General features: G+C 54.1%; 15 protein-coding genes and 3 tRNA genes. 10 read left to right on the plus strand and 8 right to left on the minus strand.

What is annotated here, in order from left to right:
• The first annotated feature begins 164 nt into the window (after positions 1 to 164).
• Genes ptrA through recD form a run of 3 tightly spaced genes read left to right on the plus strand, consistent with a single transcriptional unit; the run spans position 165 to position 8,417 of the window.
• Entirely contained in the window at positions 165 to 3,053 is a 2,889-nt protein-coding gene (gene ptrA / locus M4I31_RS04570) for a pitrilysin (protein WP_085048800.1), read from the plus strand.
• On the plus strand, positions 3,046 to 6,591 hold the full coding sequence (gene recB, locus M4I31_RS04575) for an exodeoxyribonuclease V subunit beta (RefSeq protein WP_085048801.1): 3,546 nt from the start codon (positions 3,046 to 3,048) through the stop codon (positions 6,589 to 6,591). Before ptrA ends, recB begins: the two co-directional genes overlap by 8 nt.
• Positions 6,588 to 8,417 carry an exodeoxyribonuclease V subunit alpha gene (gene recD, locus M4I31_RS04580; RefSeq protein WP_085048802.1) on the plus strand — a complete coding sequence of 610 codons (1,830 nt, stop codon included), beginning with the start codon at positions 6,588 to 6,590 and terminating at the stop codon, positions 8,415 to 8,417. The genes recB and recD overlap by 4 nt, the downstream gene beginning before the upstream one ends.
• Before the next feature lie 43 nt (positions 8,418 to 8,460).
• Here recD and argA read toward each other — a convergent pair whose 3' ends face one another.
• Positions 8,461 to 9,792: an amino-acid N-acetyltransferase gene (argA, locus tag M4I31_RS04585; protein WP_038633289.1), complete on the minus strand. Its 1,332-nt coding sequence runs from the start codon at positions 9,790 to 9,792 to the stop codon at positions 8,461 to 8,463.
• A gap of 234 nt (positions 9,793 to 10,026) precedes the next feature.
• Between argA and amiC the strand changes: the two genes are divergently transcribed.
• Positions 10,027 to 11,280, plus strand: a complete 1,254-nt coding sequence (amiC, locus tag M4I31_RS04590; RefSeq protein WP_042310761.1) for an N-acetylmuramoyl-L-alanine amidase AmiC — start codon at positions 10,027 to 10,029, stop codon at positions 11,278 to 11,280.
• 75 nt (positions 11,281 to 11,355) lie between these two features.
• Here amiC and M4I31_RS04595 read toward each other — a convergent pair.
• The 3 genes from M4I31_RS04595 to M4I31_RS04605 all read right to left on the minus strand — a co-directional run bounded on the left by M4I31_RS04595 (position 11,356) and on the right by M4I31_RS04605 (position 11,785).
• A tRNA-Met gene (locus M4I31_RS04595) sits at positions 11,356 to 11,432 on the minus strand.
• Between the two features lie 151 nt (positions 11,433 to 11,583).
• A tRNA-Met gene (locus M4I31_RS04600) sits at positions 11,584 to 11,660 on the minus strand.
• Between the two features lie 48 nt (positions 11,661 to 11,708).
• Positions 11,709 to 11,785 (minus strand) — tRNA-Met (locus M4I31_RS04605).
• Positions 11,786 to 11,990: 205 nt separating this feature from the next.
• Here M4I31_RS04605 and mltA point away from each other — a divergent pair.
• Both mltA and tcdA read left to right on the plus strand, forming a co-directional pair.
• Positions 11,991 to 13,088 carry a murein transglycosylase A gene (gene mltA, locus M4I31_RS04610; protein ID WP_042310759.1) on the plus strand — a complete coding sequence of 366 codons (1,098 nt, stop codon included), beginning with the start codon at positions 11,991 to 11,993 and terminating at the stop codon, positions 13,086 to 13,088.
• A gap of 134 nt (positions 13,089 to 13,222) precedes the next feature.
• Positions 13,223 to 14,029, plus strand: coding sequence for a tRNA cyclic N6-threonylcarbamoyladenosine(37) synthase TcdA (gene tcdA / locus M4I31_RS04615; protein ID WP_038633280.1), 807 nt, complete (start codon positions 13,223 to 13,225; stop codon positions 14,027 to 14,029).
• A gap of 78 nt (positions 14,030 to 14,107) precedes the next feature.
• On the opposite strand, the gene csdE is transcribed toward tcdA, so the two are convergent.
• Together csdE and csdA are read right to left on the minus strand one after the other, a co-directional pair.
• Positions 14,108 to 14,554 (minus strand): cysteine desulfurase sulfur acceptor subunit CsdE, encoded by a 447-nt coding sequence (csdE, locus tag M4I31_RS04620; protein ID WP_069324527.1) that lies wholly within the window; start codon positions 14,552 to 14,554, stop codon positions 14,108 to 14,110.
• A complete protein-coding gene (csdA, locus tag M4I31_RS04625) occupies positions 14,554 to 15,759 on the minus strand; it encodes a cysteine desulfurase CsdA (protein WP_085048929.1) in 1,206 nt (401 codons plus the stop codon). Before csdA ends, csdE begins: the two co-directional genes overlap by 1 nt.
• 192 nt (positions 15,760 to 15,951) lie before the next feature.
• Between csdA and M4I31_RS04630 the strand changes: the two genes are divergently transcribed.
• The 4 genes from M4I31_RS04630 (at position 15,952) to rlmM (ending at position 18,966) form a co-directional block, all read left to right on the plus strand.
• The gene (locus M4I31_RS04630; protein ID WP_016154261.1) at positions 15,952 to 16,179 is read left to right on the plus strand and encodes a YgdI/YgdR family lipoprotein; all 228 of its coding nucleotides are present in this window, start codon (positions 15,952 to 15,954) and stop codon (positions 16,177 to 16,179) included.
• A 362-nt stretch (positions 16,180 to 16,541) separates the two neighbouring features.
• Positions 16,542 to 17,459 carry a glycine cleavage system transcriptional regulator GcvA gene (gcvA, locus tag M4I31_RS04635; RefSeq protein ID WP_038633269.1) on the plus strand — a complete coding sequence of 306 codons (918 nt, stop codon included), beginning with the start codon at positions 16,542 to 16,544 and terminating at the stop codon, positions 17,457 to 17,459.
• Positions 17,460 to 17,477: 18 nt separating this feature from the next.
• A complete protein-coding gene (locus M4I31_RS04640) occupies positions 17,478 to 17,873 on the plus strand; it encodes a DUF423 domain-containing protein (protein WP_003034037.1) in 396 nt (131 codons plus the stop codon).
• Positions 17,866 to 18,966 carry a 23S rRNA (cytidine(2498)-2'-O)-methyltransferase RlmM gene (gene rlmM / locus M4I31_RS04645; RefSeq protein ID WP_085048803.1) on the plus strand — a complete coding sequence of 367 codons (1,101 nt, stop codon included), beginning with the start codon at positions 17,866 to 17,868 and terminating at the stop codon, positions 18,964 to 18,966. Before M4I31_RS04640 ends, rlmM begins: the two co-directional genes overlap by 8 nt.
• A gap of 43 nt (positions 18,967 to 19,009) precedes the next feature.
• On the opposite strand, the gene fucR is transcribed toward rlmM, so the two are convergent.
• Both fucR and fucU read right to left on the minus strand, forming a co-directional pair.
• On the minus strand, positions 19,010 to 19,729 hold the full coding sequence (gene fucR, locus M4I31_RS04650; RefSeq protein WP_085048804.1) for an L-fucose operon activator: 720 nt from the start codon (positions 19,727 to 19,729) through the stop codon (positions 19,010 to 19,012).
• A gap of 57 nt (positions 19,730 to 19,786) precedes the next feature.
• A complete protein-coding gene (gene fucU, locus M4I31_RS04655; RefSeq protein WP_006686989.1) occupies positions 19,787 to 20,209 on the minus strand; it encodes an L-fucose mutarotase in 423 nt (140 codons plus the stop codon).
• Position 20,210 lies beyond the last annotated feature (1 nt).

The raw sequence follows: 20,210 nt of genomic DNA on the forward strand, positions 1-20,210 counted from the left end.
TGCGCAATTTGATGGCTTCCACTATGATGCGCATTCTGTCACGGACTGATTCTTAAAAAGAGAAGATGCTGACTTGTTCAGCACGAAGTCTTGCCCTGTTCATGCCACGTATTGATACGTGGTTTGCAGTGAACAGGTGAATACGTTAATGATGAGGTTTGTGAATGCCCCGCAGCACCTGGTTCAGCGCATTACTGTTGTTCGTCGCCCTTTGGGTTCCCGTAAGTCAGGCAGATACCGGTTGGCAGCCTTTAGCTGAAACCATCCGTAAAAGCGATAAAGATACCCGCCAGTATCAGGCCGTGCGCCTTGATAACGGCATGGTCGTGTTGCTGGTATCCGATCCGCAGGCCGTGAAATCCCTTTCTGCACTGGTGGTGCCTGTTGGCTCGCTGGAAGATCCGGACGATCATCAGGGGCTGGCGCATTATCTCGAACACATGTGTCTGATGGGCTCGAAAAAATACCCGCAGCCCGACAGCCTGGCTGAATTCCTGAAAATGCATGGCGGCAGCCACAATGCCAGCACAGCGCCTTACCGTACGGCTTTTTATCTTGAAGTCGAAAACGACGCGCTGGTGGGGGCAGTGGATCGGCTGGCGGACGCGATCGCCGATCCGTTGCTGGATAAAAAATATGCCGATCGCGAGCGTAACGCGGTGAACTCCGAGCTGACGCTGGCGCGTACCCGGGATGGGATGCGTATGGCGCAGGTTAGCGCTGAGACGATCAACCCGGCGCACCCTGGCTCGCGTTTCTCCGGCGGAAATCTGGAGACATTAAGCGATAAACCGGGTAACCCGGTGGTGCTGGCATTACAAAAATTTCATGAAAAGTACTACTCCGCGAACCTGATGAAGGCGGTGATTTATAGTAATAAACCACTGCCAGAGTTGGCGCGGATAGCCGCTGATACTTTCGGCCGCGTACCGAACAGAAATATCGAAAAACCGGAAATCACCGTACCGGTTGTCACCGACGCGCAGAAAGGCATCATCATCCACTATGTGCCGGCGATGCCGCGCAAAGTCTTGCGCGTCGAGTTTCGTATCGATAACAACAGCGCAAAGTTCCGCAGTAAAACTGATGAACTGATAACCTACCTGATTGGCAATCGTAGTCCTGGTACGCTGTCCGACTGGCTGCAAAAACAGGGGCTGGTGGAGGGCATTCGCGCCGATTCCGATCCGGTGGTGAATGGCAACAGCGGGGTATTAGCCATTTCTGCGACGTTAACCGACAAAGGGTTGGCGAACCGCGATGAAGTTGTTGCGGCCATCTTTAGCTATCTCAATCTGTTACGTGAGAAAGGCGTCGATAAACGCTACTTTAACGAACTGGCACACGTGCTGGATCTCGATTTCCGTTATCCTTCAATCACTCGTGATATGGACTACGTGGAATGGCTGGCTGATACCATGATCCGCGTTCCCGTCGAGCATACGTTGGATGCGGTGAATATTGCCGACCAATATGATGCGCAAGCCATTGCGCAACGTCTGGCAATGATGACGCCGCAGAATGCGCGTATCTGGTATATCAGCGCGAAAGAACCGCATAATAAAACCGCTTATTTTGTCGATGCGCCTTATCAGGTGGACAAAATCAGCGACAAAACCTTTGCTGACTGGCAGCAAAAAGCACAGGGCATTGCGCTGTCTTTGCCAGAGCTGAACCCCTACATTCCGGATGATTTCACGCTGATCAAAGCGGATAAAAAATACGCTCACCCGGAACTGATCGTCGATGAGCCGGATTTGCGCGTGGTGTATGCGCCGAGCCAGTATTTTGCCAGCGAGCCGAAGGCTGATGTCAGCGTGATCCTGCGTAACCCGAAAGCGATGGACAGCGCGCGCAACCAGGTATTATTCGCCCTGAACGATTACCTGGCGGGAATCGCGCTCGATCAGTTAAGCAACCAGGCATCGGTGGGGGGAATAGGTTTTTCGACCAACGCTAACAATGGTCTGATGCTTAACGCTAACGGTTACACTCAACGTCTGCCGCAGCTTTTTCAGGCGTTATTGAGCGGTTATTTCAGCTACACCTCAACGGATGAACAACTGGCACAGGCGAAATCCTGGTACGCCCAGATGATGGACTCTGCGGAAAAAGGTAAAGCCTACGATCAGGCGATTATGCCGGTGCAAATGCTGTCTCAGGTGCCCTATTTCTCACGCGATGAACGTCGCGCGCTATTGCCATCCATTACGTTGCAAGAGGTGATGTCCTACCGCGATGCGTTAAAAGCGGGGGCGCGGCCTGAGTTCCTGGTGGTGGGTAATATGAGCAAAGCTCAGGCTACAACCATGGCGCAGGATATTCAGAAACAGCTTGGCGCGAAGGGCTCGCAGTGGTGCCGGAACAAAGAAGTGGTCGTGGACAAGAAGCAGTCCGTCATCTTTGAGAAAGCGGGCAGCAGCACGGATTCTGCGCTGGCGGCGGTATTTGTGCCAACTGGCTATGACGAATACAGCAGTTCAGCCTACAGCGCCATGTTAGGGCAAATTGTTCAGCCGTGGTTCTACAACCAACTGCGTACTGAAGAGCAGTTAGGCTATGCCGTATTTGCTTTCCCGATGAGCGTTGGGCGTCAGTGGGGGATGGGGTTCCTGTTACAAAGCAGTGATAAGCAACCGTCTGACCTCTGGGAGCGTTATAAAGCATTTTTCCCGACGGCGGAAGCGAAGCTGCGGACAATGAAACCTGAAGAGTTTGCACAAATTCAGCAGGCGATCATTGCGCAAATGCTACAGGCGCCGCAAACGCTGGGGGAAGAAGCCTCACAGTTAAGCAAAGATTTTGATCGCGGCAATATGCGCTTCGATTCACGTGATAAAATAGTGGCTCAGATTAAACTGCTGACGCCGCAAAAACTTGCCGACTTCTTCCATCAGGCGGTGGTTGAGCCGCAAGGCATGGCGATACTGTCACAGGTTTCCGGCAGTCAGAACGGGAAAGCAGAATACGTGCGCCCGGAAGGCTGGAAAGTGTGGCAGACCGTCAGCGCGTTGCAGCAAACCTTACCCCTGATGAGTGACAAGAATGAATGATGCCGCTGAGTCCCTTGATCCACTGCGCTTGCCCCTGACGGGCGAGCGCCTGATTGAAGCCTCTGCGGGCACCGGTAAAACTTTTACCATCGCCGCCCTGTATTTACGTTTACTGCTTGGACTGGGCGGCTCTGCCGCCTTTCCACGTCCTCTGACCGTTGAAGAACTGTTAGTGGTCACCTTTACCGAGGCGGCCACAGAGGAACTGCGTGGCCGAATTCGTAGCAACATTCATGAGCTGCGCATTGCCTGCCTGCGTGAAACCACCGACAACCCGCTATATGCCCGTTTGTTAGACGAAATAGCCGATAAAAAACAGGCCGCCCAGTGGCTGCTATTGGCTGAAAGACAGATGGATGAAGCGGCGGTGTTTACCATTCATGGTTTTTGTCAGCGCATGCTGAGCCTCAACGCCTTTGAGTCAGGCATGCTGTTTGAACAGCAACTGATTGAAGACGAATCACTGCTGCGTTATCAGGCGTGCGCGGACTTCTGGCGGCGGCATTGCTATCCGTTGTCCCGCGACATTGCGCAGGTCATTTTTGAAACGTGGAAAGGTCCTCAGGCGCTATTGAGGGATATCGATCGCTATCTGCAGGGCGAAGCGCCGGTGATCAAGGCTCCCCCGTCCGATGACGAAACGCTGGCCTCCCGACACGAACAAATTCTCGCCCGCATTAACCGGATTAAGCAGCAATGGCGCGGCTCTGTTGATGAGCTGGACGGTCTGCTGGAAGCCTCAGGGATCGACCGACGTAAATTCAATCGCGGTAACCAGAGCAAGTGGATCGAAAAGATCAGCGCATGGGCACAGGAAGAAACCCAGAGTTACCAGCTTCCTGACGCGCTGGAGAAATTCTCACAGCGTTTTCTGCAAGAGCGCACCAAAGCGGGGGGCGTAACGCCTCAGCACCCGCTTTTCGTCGCCATTGATGAACTACTTAGCGAACCGTTAACTCTCCGCGATCTGGTGATCACCCGGGCGCTGGCGGAGATCCGTTCCGCTGTTGCTGAGGAGAAGCGTCGACGCGGCGAGCTTGGCTTTGACGATATGCTCAGCCGTCTGGATGCGGCGTTGCGCAGTGACAGCGGCGATGCGCTGGCGGCGGCTATCCGTACCCGTTTCCCGGTCGCGATGATCGATGAATTTCAGGATACCGATCCGCAGCAGTACCGCATATTCCGCCGGATCTGGCAGCATCAGCCAGAGACCGCGCTGCTGTTGATTGGCGATCCCAAACAGGCTATTTATGCGTTTCGCGGTGCGGATATTTTCACCTATATGAAGGCGCGCAGCGAAGTCAGCGCACACTATACGCTCGATACCAACTGGCGTTCTGCCCCCGGCATGGTCAATAGCGTGAATACGCTTTTCAGCCAGATGGACGACGCCTTTATGTTCCGCGAAATCCCCTTTAGCCCGGTAAAATTTGCAGAGAAAAACCAGTCGCTGCGGTTTGTTTTACACGGTGAAACGCAGCCCGCAATGAGTATGTGGCTGATGGAAGGGGAAAGTTGTGGCGTAGGCGACTACCAGAACTACATGGCGCAGGTGTGCGCGACGCAAATTCGCGACTGGCTGAAGGCCGGACACTCTGGTGATGCGCAACTAGTCAGCGGTAAAGCATCCAGGCCGGTACGCGCCTCAGACATCAGCGTACTGGTTCGTAGCCGCCAGGAGGCGGCGCTGGTCCGCGATGCCCTGACGCAACTGGCGATTCCCTCCGTCTACCTTTCCAACCGTGACAGCGTATTTGAAACGCTGGAAGCGCAGGAATTGCTGTGGATGCTGCAAGCGGTGATGACGCCGGAACGTGAAAACACACTGCGTAGCGCGCTGGCGACCTCAATGATGGGGCTGAATGCGCAGGATATTGAAGCATTAAATAACGATGAGAATGCCTGGGATGCGGTAGTTGAAGAATTCGACGGCTATCGTCAAATCTGGCATAAACGCGGCGTCATGCCGATGCTGCGTGCGCTGATGACAAATCGCCAGATTGCGGAAAACCTGCTGGCGACGGCAGGGGGCGAACGCCGTCTAACCGATATTTTACATATCAGCGAACTGCTCCAGGAAGCGGGATCGCAACTGGAAAGCGAGCATGCGCTGGTGCGCTGGTTGTCCCAGCATATTCTTGAACCGGACAGCAATGCGTCAAGCCAGCAGCTCAGACTGGAAAGCGACAAGCACCTGGTACAAATCGTGACTATTCATAAATCGAAAGGGCTGGAATACCCGCTGGTCTGGCTGCCGTTTATCACGAATTTCCGCGTCCAGGATCAGGCGTTCTACCACGATCGCAGCTCCTTTGAAGCGGTACTGGACCTCAGTGATGCCAGGGAGAGCGTTGAGCTGGCAGAGGCTGAACGCCTGGCGGAAGACCTGCGCTTGCTCTACGTTGCGCTAACCCGTTCGGTATGGCACTGCAGCCTTGGCGTTGCGCCGTTGATACGTCGTCGGGGCGATAAAAAAGGGGATACCGATGTGCATCAGAGCGCCCTTGGTCGTCTGTTGCAAAAAGGTGAGCCAATGGATGCCGTGGGACTGCGTGGCGCGATTGACGCACTGGGTTGCGACGATATTGCCTGCCTGACGCCAGGTCAACCTGACGGTGAGCGCTGGCAGGTTGCACAGCCGGTCAGCGCCACATTGAGTGCGAGAATATTGCAACGCACCCCCGGCGATGGCTGGCGCGTGACCAGTTATTCCGGCCTGCAACAGCGCGGACATGGAATCGCGCAGGATCTGATCCCGCGCCTGGATGTTGATGCCGCAGGCGTTGGCGAGGTCATTGCGGAGTCAGGACTCACCCCGCATCAATTTCCGCGCGGCGCCTCGCCGGGCACGTTTTTGCATAGCCTGTTTGAGGACCTTGATTTTACCCAACCGGTAGATCCGCATTGGGTCGAGGAAAAACTGGCCTTGGGCGGTTATGACGCGCATTGGACGCCGGTTTTGACCGCATGGCTGGACGCCATTTTGCAGGCGCCTCTTAACGAGACGGGCGTCAGTTTGAGCCAACTTTCCGCCCGTGAAAAACAGGTGGAGATGGAGTTTTATCTGCCGATTTCGCAGCCGCTGATGGCCAGCCGACTTGATGCGTTGATCCGTAAATACGATCCGCTCTCAGCGGGCTGCTCTGCGTTGGATTTTATGCAGGTACGCGGCATGCTAAAAGGGTTTATTGACCTGGTGTTTCGTCATCAGGGGCGTTATTACCTGCTTGATTACAAATCTAACTGGCTGGGTGAAGACAGCGCAGCCTACACGCAGCAGGCGATGGCCTCAGCCATGCAGGCGCATCGCTACGACCTGCAATATCAACTTTATACCCTGGCGCTGCATCGCTACTTACGCCATCGCATTGCTGATTATGACTATGAACGCCATTTTGGCGGCGTTATCTATCTTTTCCTGCGCGGCGTTGATGGCGAGGATCCGCAGCAGGGAATTTACGCCACCCGACCAGACGGAGAATTGATCGCTTTGATGGATGAGATGTTTGCCGGTGCGGAGCTGGAGGAGATGTCATGACAATCCAGAAACGATTACTGGAAGCTGTTGAACAAAAACAGCTCCGGCCTCTGGATGCCCAGTTTGCGCTGGCAGTGGCCGGAAATGGTAATCCTGCGGTTGCGCTGGCTGCGGCATTGCTCAGCCGCGAAGCGGGAGAAGGGCACGTCTGCTTACCACTTTCGCGATTATCCTTACGCGAAGATGCTCATCCTTTGTTAAGCGCCTGGCTTGCTGAGATGGGCGAGCCTGAAGACTGGGCGGAATGTTTGCTGGCCTCCGGGGCAGTAAGCCATGGCGAGCAACCGACCCCGCTGGTGCTGTACGGCGATCGCCTGTATCTGAACCGCATGTGGCATAACGAACGCGCGGTGGCGCGTTTTTTCAGTGAAGTTAACCATGCCATTGAGGTGGATGAACAACGGCTGACTGACACGCTGGAGGCGCTGTTTCCATCATCGGAAGGCGTTAACTGGCAAAAGGTGGCCGCTGCTGTGGCGCTGACCCGCCGTATATCAGTGATCTCCGGCGGGCCGGGCACCGGAAAAACGACAACGGTCGCGAGACTTTTGGCGGCGTTGATCCAGATGGCGGACGGTGAACGCTGCCGTATTCGTCTGGCGGCGCCAACGGGAAAAGCGGCTGCGCGTCTGACCGCCTCGCTGGGAGCGGCGTTGCGAGAACTGCCGCTTACCGATGAGCAAAAGAAACGCATTCCCGATGATGCCAGTACGCTGCATCGGTTATTAGGCGCTCAGCCCGGCAGCCAGCGCTTGCGTCATCACGCGGGGAATCCGCTGCATGTGGATGTGCTGGTGGTGGATGAAGCTTCAATGATTGATTTGCCGATGATGTCGCGCCTTATCGATGCCCTACCGCCGCACGGGCGGGTGATTTTTCTCGGCGATCGTGACCAGCTCGCCTCCGTCGAGGCGGGGGCGGTGCTCGGGGATATCTGTGCTTTTGTCAGCGAAGGATTTACCCCGGAACGTGCCCGGCAGCTTAGTCGCCTGACCGGTAGCGCTATTCCGGCGGGAACGGGTACTCAGGCGGCGGCGTTGCGTGACAGCTTGTGTCTGCTGCAAAAAAGCTATCGTTTCGGCAGTGATTCTGGGATCGGTCAATTGGCTGCTGCGATTAATCGCGGTGACAAAGCTGCGGTAAAAACGGTTTTCCAGCAGGGATTCAGCGATATCGAAAAACGCACGTTACGCAGCAGTGAAGATTACGCCGCGATGCTGGATGAGGCGCTGGCAGGTTATGGGCACTACCTGGATTTACTGCATGAGGGCGCCGCGCCGGATGCCATCATTCAGGCCTTCAATGAGTATCAGCTGCTATGCGCTTTGCGGGAAGGGCCGTTTGGCGTAGGCGGTTTGAATGAGCGCATTGAGCAGGTGATGGCGCAAAAACGTAAAATTCACCGTTCGACGCACAGTCGTTGGTATGAGGGAAGACCGGTGATGATTTCGCGCAATGACAGTTCGCTGGGGTTATTTAACGGTGATATTGGCATTGCCCTCGATCGCGGACAAGGGCTGAGGGTGTGGTTTGCGCTGCCGGACGGTTCGATTAAGTCGGTGCAACCCAGCCGCTTGCCTGAGCATGAAACCACCTGGGCGATGACGGTACATAAATCGCAGGGCTCTGAGTTTGACCATGCGGCGCTGATTTTACCCAGCCAGCATTCCCCCGTGGTTACCCGCGAGCTGGTCTATACCGCCGTAACCCGCGCGCGCCGCCGTCTGTCGCTGTATGCCGATGAACGAATATTGGGCGGGGCAATTGTCATGCGTACCGAACGCCGCAGCGGACTGTCGGCGTTATTTAATGACGGCATGATGTAGCTGTGGCCGGATGAGGCTGTTATGCCGCATCCGGCAGCCACGCCTAGGCCAAATCAGCCATCAGCACTTTTGATCGCCGCTGATAGTTGTACATCTCTTTCTTGCTTTCCGGCAGCAGGTCGATATCCACCGGCGTGAAGCCGCGCTCCTGGAACCAGTGGATGCTGCGGGTGGTCAGTACGAACAGTTTACTCAGCCCCATTTGCCGGGCCTGCGCGGCGATCCGCTCCAGCAATACTTCTCCACGTGACGAACTACGGTAATCCGGGTGTACCGCCACGCAGGCCATTTCGCCAATCCTCTCTTCCGGGAAAGGATACAGTGCGGCGCAGGCGATGGTCAGGTTATCGCGCTGAATAATGGTGAATTTGTCGATCTCCATTTCCAGTTGCTCGCGGGAGCGGCGGACCAGAATGCCTTGTTGTTCCAGCGGACGGATCAGCTCCAGAATACCGCCGATATCGTTAATGGTGGCGCGACGAATTTGCTCCGCGCTTTCCATCACGATTTGCGTACCGATGCCATCGCGTGAGAACAGTTCCTGCAGCAACGCGCCATCTTCCTGATAGCTGATCAGGTGGCAGCGGCGTACGCCACTGCGACAGGCTTTCACCGCACCACGCAGGAAGCGCACCGTACCTGAGCTGTAGTCACCTTTCTCTTCCTGTGACTCGACGCGCGCCTGGGCTTCGTTAGGGAACAATTCGGAAATAATATCGCCATCATCGTTGGTGACCCCCTGGGAGGAGCAAAAGCCAATCATTTTCTCCGCCTTCAGTTTGATAGCCAACTGCGTGGCGACCTCTTCTGACGTCAGATTAAAGCTCTCACCGGTAACGGAAACGGCGACTGGCCCCATCAGGACTATCGCGCCACTGTCCAGTTGACGGTGAATGGCCTCTTCATCAATACGACGAATACGCCCGCTATGGCAGTAGTCTACGCCGTCATCAACGCCCAGCGGCTGGGAGATAATAAAATTACCGCTGACCACATTGATATGCGCACCCTGCAATGGCGTATTATTCAGGCTCATCGACAGGCGGGCGGTAATATCAAGCTGGAGCAATCCCGCAGCCTGTTTGACCAGCTCCAGGGTTTTAGCGTCGGTGACGCGCGTATTTTTGTGGTACACCGGCTCATAATGATGCGCCGCAAGATTGGCATCAATCTGCGGTCGTGCGCCATAGACCACGACAAGGCGGATGCCGAGGCTATGAAGAAGCCCAATGTCATTGACGATACTGGAAAAGTTTTCATGCTCGATGGCTTCGCCGCCCAGCATAATGACAAACGTTTTTCCCCGATGGGTATTGATATAGGGAACAGAATGGCGGAATCCCTGTACCAGTTCGGTTCTACGCTCCTTCACCACGGTACACCCTCATTGCATGATTATTCGTAATTTGTGTATTTTTATTCTGTTTTGGTGCTGTGCGCAAGCGTAATTTTTACTCATGCCGAAGATTTTTTTCAGTAATGCCGTGAATATAAAAAGAATGTTTACCCTTTTATAGATGACAGATTATGCGTCATTCGTTAAAGTTTCCGGTCAATTCGGACGTTTTACGTATTACTTCAATAAAGATTTCTTTTGCTCGGGAGAAGCATGTCGGGATCCAATTCAGCAATCAGTCGCCGTCGTTTACTGCAAGGTGCGGGTGCTATGTGGCTTTTGAGCGTCAGTCAGGTTGGTCTGGCTGCCGTGAGTCAGGTCGTTGCCGTTCGTATCTGGCCTGCGTCCAGTTATACCCGCGTCACGGTGGAATCCAACCGTTTGCTGAAATACAAACAGTTTGCCCTGAGTAATCCTGAGCGTGTGGTTGTCGATATTGAAGGCGTTAATTTGAACTCGGTGCTTAAGGGCATCGGCGCGCAGATTCGTCCTGACGATCCCTATATTAAGTCGGCGAGAGTCGGGCAATTTGACCCGCAGACCGTGCGGATGGTGTTCGAGCTGAAACAGAATGTGAAGCCGCAACTCTTTGCCCTGGCCCCCGTCGCCGGTTTTAAAGAGCGTCTGGTCATGGATCTTTATCCTGCCAATGCGCAGGATGTTCAGGATCCGTTGCTGGCGCTGCTTGAAGATTACAACAAGGGCGATCTGGATAAACAGGTGCCGCCTGCGCAAAGTGGTCCGCAGCCGGGTAAAGCGGGGCGCGATCGTCCGATTGTCATTATGCTGGATCCCGGGCACGGTGGAGAAGACTCCGGTGCGGTGGGGAAATATAAGACGCGTGAAAAAGATGTGGTACTGCAAATTGCCCGTCGCCTGCGAGCCCTTATTGAAAAAGAGGGCAACATGAAGGTCTTTATGACGCGTAATGAAGATATATTCATTCCGCTAAAAGTGCGTGTGGCGAAAGCGCAGAAACAGCGTGCAGACCTGTTTGTCTCTATTCACGCCGATGCCTTTACCAGCCGGCAACCCAGCGGCTCATCGGTGTTTGCGCTCTCGACTAAAGGGGCGACCAGTACCGCGGCAAAATATCTGGCCCAAACCCAGAACGCCTCGGATCTCATCGGTGGCGTTAGCAAAAGCGGTGACCGTTATGTCGACCACACCATGTTCGATATGGTGCAATCGCTGACCATCGCCGACAGCCTGAAGTTTGGCAAAGCTGTGCTGAATAAGCTTGGTAAAATCAACAACCTGCATAAGAATCAGGTTGAGCAAGCCGGGTTCGCGGTGCTGAAAGCGCCGGATATTCCCTCCATCCTCGTGGAAACGGCATTTATCAGTAACGTCGAAGAAGAGCGTAAGCTGAAGACGGCGACCTTCCAGCAGGAAGTGGCGGAGTCGATTCTGGCAGGGATTAAAGCCTACTTTGCCGATGGTGCGACGCTGGCGAGAAGGGGATAACAAAAAAGCGCTGAAAAGCGCTTTTTTTTACGAACGACAGATACAAAAAAACACCCGTTAAGGTGCTTAATGTGTTGGTTGCGGGGGCCGGATTTGAACCGACGACCTTCGGGTTATGAGCCCGACGAGCTACCAGGCTGCTCCACCCCGCGTCCGTCTTTTTGCTTTTTATTTCAAACCACATCTACGTTGGCTTTCCTCGTTCACCTCAGTCACTTACTGGAGTAAGCTCCTAAGGATTCACTGCGTCGCCGCCTTGCTGTGATTCGAACTACTTTGCAAAAATATTGCAGCAAATATGATTGGTTGCGGGGGCCGGATTTGAACCGACGACCTTCGGGTTATGAGCCCGACGAGCTACCAGGCTGCTCCACCCCGCGTCCGTCATTACTCTTCCATCGAGTAACGTTACTGCTTCTGATTTTAATTGGTTGCGGGGGCCAGATTTGAACTGACGACCTTCGGGTTATGAGCCCGACGAGCTACCAGGCTGCTCCACCCCGCGTCCGTGGATGCGCACTATACTCTGCTCGCATTTTCATGCAACCCTTTTTTCACCTTGATCACGTTTTAAGGGTGAAAATGAACAAAAACAACGTATTCTGGATTATTTTTTGCGCAAAATTTGCGTTCGGGTATGCATACGCATTTCATTAGGTACGGGGGTTTGTTATCTTCGTCTCGCATTCAGGCAACATAAGACGAGAACAATGAAAGGACGTTGGGCAAAATATCTTCTGGCGGGAGCAGTCGTTGCGATGCTTGCCGCGTGTTCCTCAAAACCCACCGATCGTGGGCAGCAGTATAAAGACGGGAAATTTACCCAGCCTTTCTCACTGGTGAACCAGCCTGATGCGGTTGGCGCGCCAATCAATGCCGGTGATTTCGCCGAGCAGGTTAATCAAATTCGCAGCGCTTCGCCGCGTTTGTACGGTAACCAGAGCAACGTCTACAACGCTATCCAGCAATGGTTACGTGCGGGCGGTGATACGCGCAGCATGCGTCAGTTTGGTATTGACGCGTGGCAAATGGAAGGGGCGGACAACTACGGTAACGTCCAGTTTACGGGTTATTACACGCCGGTTATTCAGGCGCGCCACACGCGTCAGGGCGAGTTCCAGTATCCTATTTATCGCATGCCGCCAAAACGCGGACGTTTACCCTCTCGTGCCGAGATCTACGCAGGCGCGCTAAGCGATAATTATATTCTGGCGTACAGCAACTCCCTGATGGACAACTTTATTATGGATGTTCAGGGCAGTGGCTATATCGATTTTGGCGACGGCAGCCCGCTAAACTTCTTTAGCTATGCCGGGAAAAACGGCCATGCCTATCGCAGTATCGGTAAGGTGTTGATTGATCGTGGCGAAGTGAAAAAAGAAGATATGTCGATGCAGGCCATTCGCCACTGGGGAGAGACGCACAGCGAGGCCGAAGTGCGTGAGCTGCTGGAGCAGAACCCATCGTTTGTCTTCTTTAAGCCGCAATCTTTTGCGCCGGTGAAAGGGGCCAGCGCGGTACCGCTGATTGGCCGCGCATCCGTGGCTTCTGACCGCAGTATCATTCCTGCGGGCACCACGTTACTGGCGGAAGTCCCCTTGCTGGACAATAACGGTAAGTTCACCGGTCAATATGAACTGCGCCTGATGGTGGCGCTGGATGTGGGCGGTGCGATTAAAGGCCAGCACTTTGATATCTATCAGGGCATTGGCGCTGACGCCGGACATCGTGCCGGGTGGTATAATCACTACGGTCGCGTATGGGTGCTGAAAACAGCGGCCAACGCGGGTAACGTATTTAGCGGTTAATTGCCGGATGGCGCTTCGCTTATCCGGCCTACATTACTGAGTAGGCCTGATAAGGCGTAGCCGCCATCAGGCAGTGATGCAGTCATCAAGGGCGGTATTTGTCCGCTCTTTTTGTTTTCTATATTTGAGGTTCTATGTCTGTGGTTATCAGTGACGCCTGGCGTCAGCGTTTTGGCGGCACGGCGCGGCTGTATGGCGAAAATGCGCTGCAGTTATTTGCCGGAGCGCATGTTTGCGTGGTCGGGATTGGCGGTGTGGGATCGTGGGCGGCGGAAGCGCTGGCGCGTACCGGCATTGGCGCGATTACGCTCATCGATATGGATGATGTTTGCGTCACCAATACTAACCGTCAGATCCATGCGCTGCGCGATAACGTTGGTTTAGCAAAAGCTGAGGTGATGGCGGAACGTATCCGCCAGATTAACCCGGAGTGCCGGGTGAACGTGGTCGATGATTTTGTTACGCCAGATAACGTTGCGGAGTATATGAATGCGGGTTATTCGTATGTCATCGATGCGATTGACAGCGTGCGCCCGAAAGCGGCGCTCATTGCGTACTGTCGGCGTAATAAGATTCCGCTGGTAACCACCGGCGGTGCGGGCGGGCAGATCGATCCGACGCAGATTCAGGTGGTTGATCTGGCAAAAACCATTCAGGATCCGCTGGCGGCCAAGCTGCGTGAGCGACTGAAGAGTGATTTTGGCGTGGTGAAAAACAGTAAAGGCAAGCTGGGCGTGGACTGCGTGTTCTCGACCGAGGCGCTGGTTTACCCGCAGGCAGATGGCTCGGTGTGTGCCATGAAGGCGACGGCGGAAGGGCCAAAACGTATGGATTGCGCCTCAGGGTTTGGCGCCGCCACCATGGTGACGGCTACCTTTGGCTTTGTAGCCGTTTCCCATGCGCTGAAGAAGATGATGGCGAAAGCGGCGCGCCAGAGTTGATTGTGTCGGATGGCGTTATGCTTATCCGACCTACAGTTCGTGCGGTGTTATAGGCCGGATAAGACGCATCAGCCGTCGTCATCCGGCTTGCCGGGCAGCCTCAAGAATCGCCTCGTTCAACGCATGCAGGCCCTGGCTTCGCGAGGCGCTGAGTTGCGCGCTTAACCCTAACTCGTCAAATAGCGCCATGGGTGAATGCGCCCGTAACTCGGCTGCGGTTTTACCTTCAACGGCGGTGAGCAATACCGCCAACAGCCCGCGTACAATACGGCCTTCGCTGTCGCCGAAGAAATGCAGGGTGCCATTCTCGTGCAGGGTATATCCCAGCCAGACGCGGTTTTCACATCCCGCTATCTCTTTTGCCTGCGCCCTTAGCGCCTCCGGCAGCGCCGGAAGCTGCTTACCCAGCAGAATTAGCTGACGATATTTATCCTCCCACTGGCTGAGCGGGGCAAACGTAGTACGCAACGTCTCTTCCGTTACGGTTGTGCCAAACGGGTGTCCGGCGAATAAAGGGCTTGTCATTAATCCACCAATATTTCCAGCGCGCGGTCAACGGCTGCGACCAACGCATCCACATCACTTTGCGTATTATAGGGCGCAAAAGAGGCGCGTAGGGTCCCGGATACGCCCAGCTCCGCCAGCAGTGGTTGTGCGCAGTGTTGCCCTGCGCGCAGCGCAATGCCATATTCGGCCAGCAGCGTCACCATATCACTGTGATGAACGCCAGCGAAATCAAAGGCTAACAGACTGGAGTCCTGACAACGGAAGGAACGAAAACCGGGACGTTTCGCCAGGGCGTCTTCTGCCAGCGTCGCCAGACCCCGGCTCCAGTTTTCGGCCTGCGCAACATCAATGTCCGCCAGCCACTCGAGCGCCGCGCTTAGCCCGATGACGCCAGCTACGTTAGGCGTACCGGCCTCAAGCTTCCAGGGGGCCGCCTGGGTGGTGAAACCGTCAAAGCTGACTTCGCTAATCATCTTGCCGCCGCCGAGCCACGGTGACATGGCTTCCAGTAATTCTGGCTTACCATACAGTACGCCAATACCGGTAGGGCCATACAACTTGTGGCCCGAGAAGGCATAGAAATCAATATCTAACTGCTGCACGTTAGCGGGAAAATGCACAATTCCCTGCGCGCCATCAACCATCACCACCATGCCAGCCGCATGGGCGAGCGTAATGGCGCGGGCTAAATCCGGGCAACCGCCGGTGACGTTCGACATCTGCCCCAGCGCCAGAATGCGACTGCGCGGAGTGATGAGCTCAACCAGACGCTCGACGTCCGGTAGCAAATGGGCGTTGAGCGGGAGTTTGACTACCTTAGCGCCCGTTTGCTCTGCCACCATCAGCCACGGAACGAGATTGGCATGATGTTCCGCCACGCTGACGATAATCTCATCGCCCGGCCGTAAGCGCGGACGCGCATAGCTTTGGGCAACCATGTTGACAGCTTCCGTTGTGCCACGGGTCCAGACTATCGTTTTGTCATCCGGGGCGTTGATCAGGCGCGCGGCCTTTTCCCGTGCGGCCTCATAGCGCGCGGTCAGGCGTTGCGCTTCGGCAAACTGGCTGCGATGCACGTTCCCGGCGCTCAGGCTATAAAATTGCTGGGTCGCCTCAATCACGGATTGCGGCTTCAGTGCAGTAGCAGCGCTGTCGAGGTAGACGCCGGCATCGTTGAGTGCGGGAAATTGCGCGCGAAACTGCGCGGGATTAAATGCGTTCATGGTCATCCTCAGTTCAATAAACCGATCGTCGCGCAAAACAGGCGCTGACACAAGGGTTGTGCTAACCATCGGAATACTCTGGATATCCTGGCAAAGTCCTCACAGTGTCTTATGCTAAATAGCGTTAGGCGAGCAATTTTGCCTGTTACGGAGTGTGTTTTTAATAGCATAAATCGCTTTAAGGAGAAGAAGATGAAAAAGACTGCCGCAATTATCTCTGCCTGTATGCTGACTTTTGCCCTGAGCGCCTGTTCTGGATCGAATTACGTGATGCACACCAACGATGGTCGATCAATCGTATCTGATGGCAAGCCACAGACCGACAATGAAACGGGAATGATTTCGTATAAAGACGCTAACGGCAACAAACAGCAGATCAACCGTACCGATGTGAAAGAGATGGTAGAACTGGATAACTAACCGGTCGCCATCGACAGAAAGTCGGACAAAAAAAAGCACCGCAATTTGGCGGTGCTACATTAATCACTATGGACAGACAGGGTAAATGTACAGGAAGTGAAAAAGGGTAGCTTTGCTACCATGGTCTGAATCGCAGACCAATTGCAAACACAACAACACAACATCACAACCGTAAGCCAAAAGCCCACCAGAACACGCATTCCGATAAAACTTTTCGTTCCGGCTTCAGGAAGTGCCGCCACTATAGGTATTTGCTGGTAGAACCTCAACGGACAATTTATAATGGCTCAGATAAAAAAAACTAATAGGTTACATCCTGTTAGATAATTGTTAAATTCATTTAACATCAAAGCCTAAAAGTCATGTCAAAACGATTACCACCCCTAAATGCATTGCGTGTTTTTGATGCCGCAGCGCGCCATTTGAGCTTTACCCGCGCAGCGGAAGAGCTTTTTGTGACGCAGGCCGCAGTAAGTCATCAAATCAAGTCACTTGAGGATTTTCTGGGGCTGAAGCTGTTTCGTCGACGCAATCGATCTCTGCTGTTAACAGAAGAGGGTCAAAGCTATTTCCTCGACATCAAAGAGATTTTTTCGCAATTAACTGACGCGACGCGTAAACTTCAGGCACGCAGTGCAAAAGGTGCGCTTACCGTTAGTTTATTGCCCAGTTTCGCGATCCAATGGCTGGTGCCCAGACTCTCTAGCTTTAACTCAGCTTATCCGGGAATCGATGTCAGGATCCAGGCGGTGGACCGTCAGGAAGACAAACTGGCTGACGATGTTGATGTGGCGATTTTCTACGGACGCGGCAACTGGCCGGGTCTGCGCGTTGAAAAATTGTACGCAGAATATTTATTGCCGGTCTGCTCGCCGCTGTTACTTACTGGTGATAAGCCCCTGAAGACGCCGGATGATCTGGCAAAACACACATTGTTGCACGATGCGTCGCGGCGTGACTGGCAAGCCTATACGCGCCAGCTTGGCCTGAATCATATCAACGTACAGCAAGGACCCATCTTCAGCCATAGCGCCATGGTGCTACAGGCTGCTATCCATGGACAGGGGATTGCGCTGGCGAATAACGTTATGGCGCAGTCCGAAATTGAAGCCGGACGTCTGGTCTGTCCGTTTAACGATGTTCTGGTCAGCAAAAACGCGTTTTATCTGGTTTGTCATGACAGTCAGGCAGAACTGGGTAAAATAGCCGCCTTCCGTCAGTGGATACTGGCGAAAGCGGCCTCGGAACAAGAAAAATTCCGCTTTCGTTATGAACAATAAATTACGTAGGGTATTAACATGACCAGCCGTTTTATGCTGATTTTTGCCGCCGTAAGTGGTTTTATCTTTGTGGCGTTGGGCGCCTTTGGGGCACATGTTCTGAGTAAAACCCTGGGTGTCGTAGAAATGGGTTGGATCCAGACTGGCCTTGAGTATCAGGCGTTTCATACGCTGGCTATCTTCGGCCTGGCCGTCGCCATGCAGCGACGCATTAGCATTTGGTTTTACTGGAGTAGCGTGTTTCTGGCATTAGGAACGGTGCTGTTTAGCGGCAGCCTGTATTGCCTCGCGCTCTCTCATTTACGCCTGTGGGCGTTTGTTACCCCCGTCGGTGGTTTCAGCTTCCTTGTGGGCTGGGCGCTGATGTTAGTGGGCGCTATTCGATTGAAACGTAAGGGCGTTAGCCATGAATAAGGTTGTATTGTTGTGTCGCCCGGGTTTTGAAAAAGAGTGCGCCGCAGAAATTACGGATAAAGCAGGACGTCGGGAAATCTTCGGTTTCGCCCGTGTAAAAGACAATGCGGGTTATGTGATCTTCGAATGCTATCAGCAGGACGATGCCGAAAAGTTAGTGAAAGAGCTGCCGTTTAGCTCGTTGATTTTTGCCCGTCAAATGTTTGTGGTGGGCGAACTGCTGCAATATTTACCGCCGGAAGACCGTATTACGCCAATTGTCGGCATGTTGCAGGGCGTGGTGGAAAAAGGCGGCGATCTGCGGGTCGAAGTCGCCGACACCAATGAAAGCAAAGAGCTGGTTAAGTTCTGCCGTAAATTTACCGTACCGCTGCGCGCGGCGCTGCGCGAAGCGGGCGTACTGGCAAAATATGAAACGCCGAAACGTCCGGTGGTTCATGTTTTCTTTATCGCCCCTGGCTGTTGTTATACCGGTTATTCCTGGCCTGACAATAACTCCCCGTTCTACATGGGTATTCCGCGCCTGAAGTTCCCGGCCGATGCGCCGAGCCGCTCAACGCTGAAGCTGGAAGAGGCGCTGCATGTGTTCATTCCAGAAGATGAGTGGGACGAGCGTCTGGCCAACGGCATGTATGCCGTGGATTTAGGCGCGTGTCCGGGCGGTTGGACCTATCAACTGGTTAAACGCAACATGTGGGTTTATTCCGTGGATAATGGTCCGATGGCGCAAAGCCTGATGGATACAGGGCAGGTCACTTGGCTGCGCGAAGACGGATTTAAGTATCGCCCGAATCGTAACAACATCTCATGGATGGTGTGCGACATGGTGGAGAAGCCGGCGAAGGTTGCCGCGCTGATGGCGCAGTGGCTGGTCAACGGCTGGTGTCGCGAGACGATCTTCAACCTCAAGCTGCCGATGAAAAAACGTTATGAAGAGGTATCGCAGAATCTGGCCTTTATCCAGGCACAGCTTGATGAGCATGGCGTCAATGCCCAGATGCAGGCGCGTCAGTTGTATCATGATCGGGAAGAAGTGACCGTACACGTGCGTCGTCTGTGGGCGGCCGTCGGCGGTCGCCGGGACGAGCGATAACGCTAAACATAGACCGGATGGCGGCGTAAACGTCTTATCCGGTCTATGTTGTTTCAATCAGCTGCGTATCTGACACGATATGCGTCACATCATCCAGACGCCCAATCCGGACCTCCCCGGAACGATTAAACTTACTTTTATCGATCAGCAATAAAGATTGCGATGCGCGCTTAAGCAGAATGGATTTGAAGTCTGCGTTGGTGGCATTGGAGTCCCAGAGCGTGCCGTCGCTGTCGATCCCTTCGCAGGAAAAAATAAACAGATCGATATCGAGGGATTTTAGCTGCGAGATGAGCGCGGAATTAACATAACAGCCGTATTTACGTTCAAGGCGGCCGCCAGAGCTAATGAGCTGAATGTGTTCGCGTTTTGTCAATTCCTGGCAAATGGGTTGGCTGTTGGTAAAAACCTGAATGTCGATGTCCGGTAGCTGACGTGCCAGATACCAGCAGGTTGAGCTGGCGTCTAAGGCGATCACCATTCCTTCTTCAATCCATGCCAGCGCTTCCCGCGCAATATCCGCTTTGTGCGCATAGTGGCTTTTGAGTCGAATATGAAACGGGTCGCCACTGTCCTGATTTTTCCGGTGAATGGCCTTGGCCCGTCCATGATTGCGTAGCACTTTGCCCTGGGTTTGTAATTCACTGAGATCGCGGCGGATGGTCTCTTTGCTGACGTTAAGCTGCAAAGACAGGGCTTCGGTTGTCAGGCTTTTGTGGTGGGTAAGCAGATCTACGATGGCCTGCTGGCGCGCCGCTTTCATGTTCTGATCCTCATTTTATGCAGAATGCCCGTACCAGACGGGCATGCTGACCAGAGATTATGGCGTTACCCCTTTTTTTAAAAGAATATTCCCGTACTTTGCCCGTTCTCCTGTGATAACGATCGCAAACGCCTTTTGCGCGCGTTCGTAAAAGGCATAACGGTCAATACGCGTGATGTCTGGGCAGGGGGTCTGTAAGGAAAGCGCCTGGCGATAGCGAGCCTCGACGTCAGGATCGAGAGCGTCGCCTTCTACTGCCGCCATCATCACCAGCGGCGGGGCGTAGCTGTCCAGTTCAAAAAGCGGAATAATCGCCTGCAGCAGATCGCTGACCAGCAGACCGTCGGCGCGAATCACCTGCGGTCCCATGCTGTGAGCCGGAAAATGGGCATCGGAAAAGATAATCTCATCGCCGTGACCCATTTCAGCCAGCACCTTCAGCAGGTCGGGAGAAATTAAGGGTGATATCGTTTTGAGCATG

The organism is Citrobacter sp. XT1-2-2 (genome assembly GCF_023516235.1).
GTDB lineage: Bacteria > Pseudomonadota > Gammaproteobacteria > Enterobacterales > Enterobacteriaceae > Citrobacter > Citrobacter werkmanii.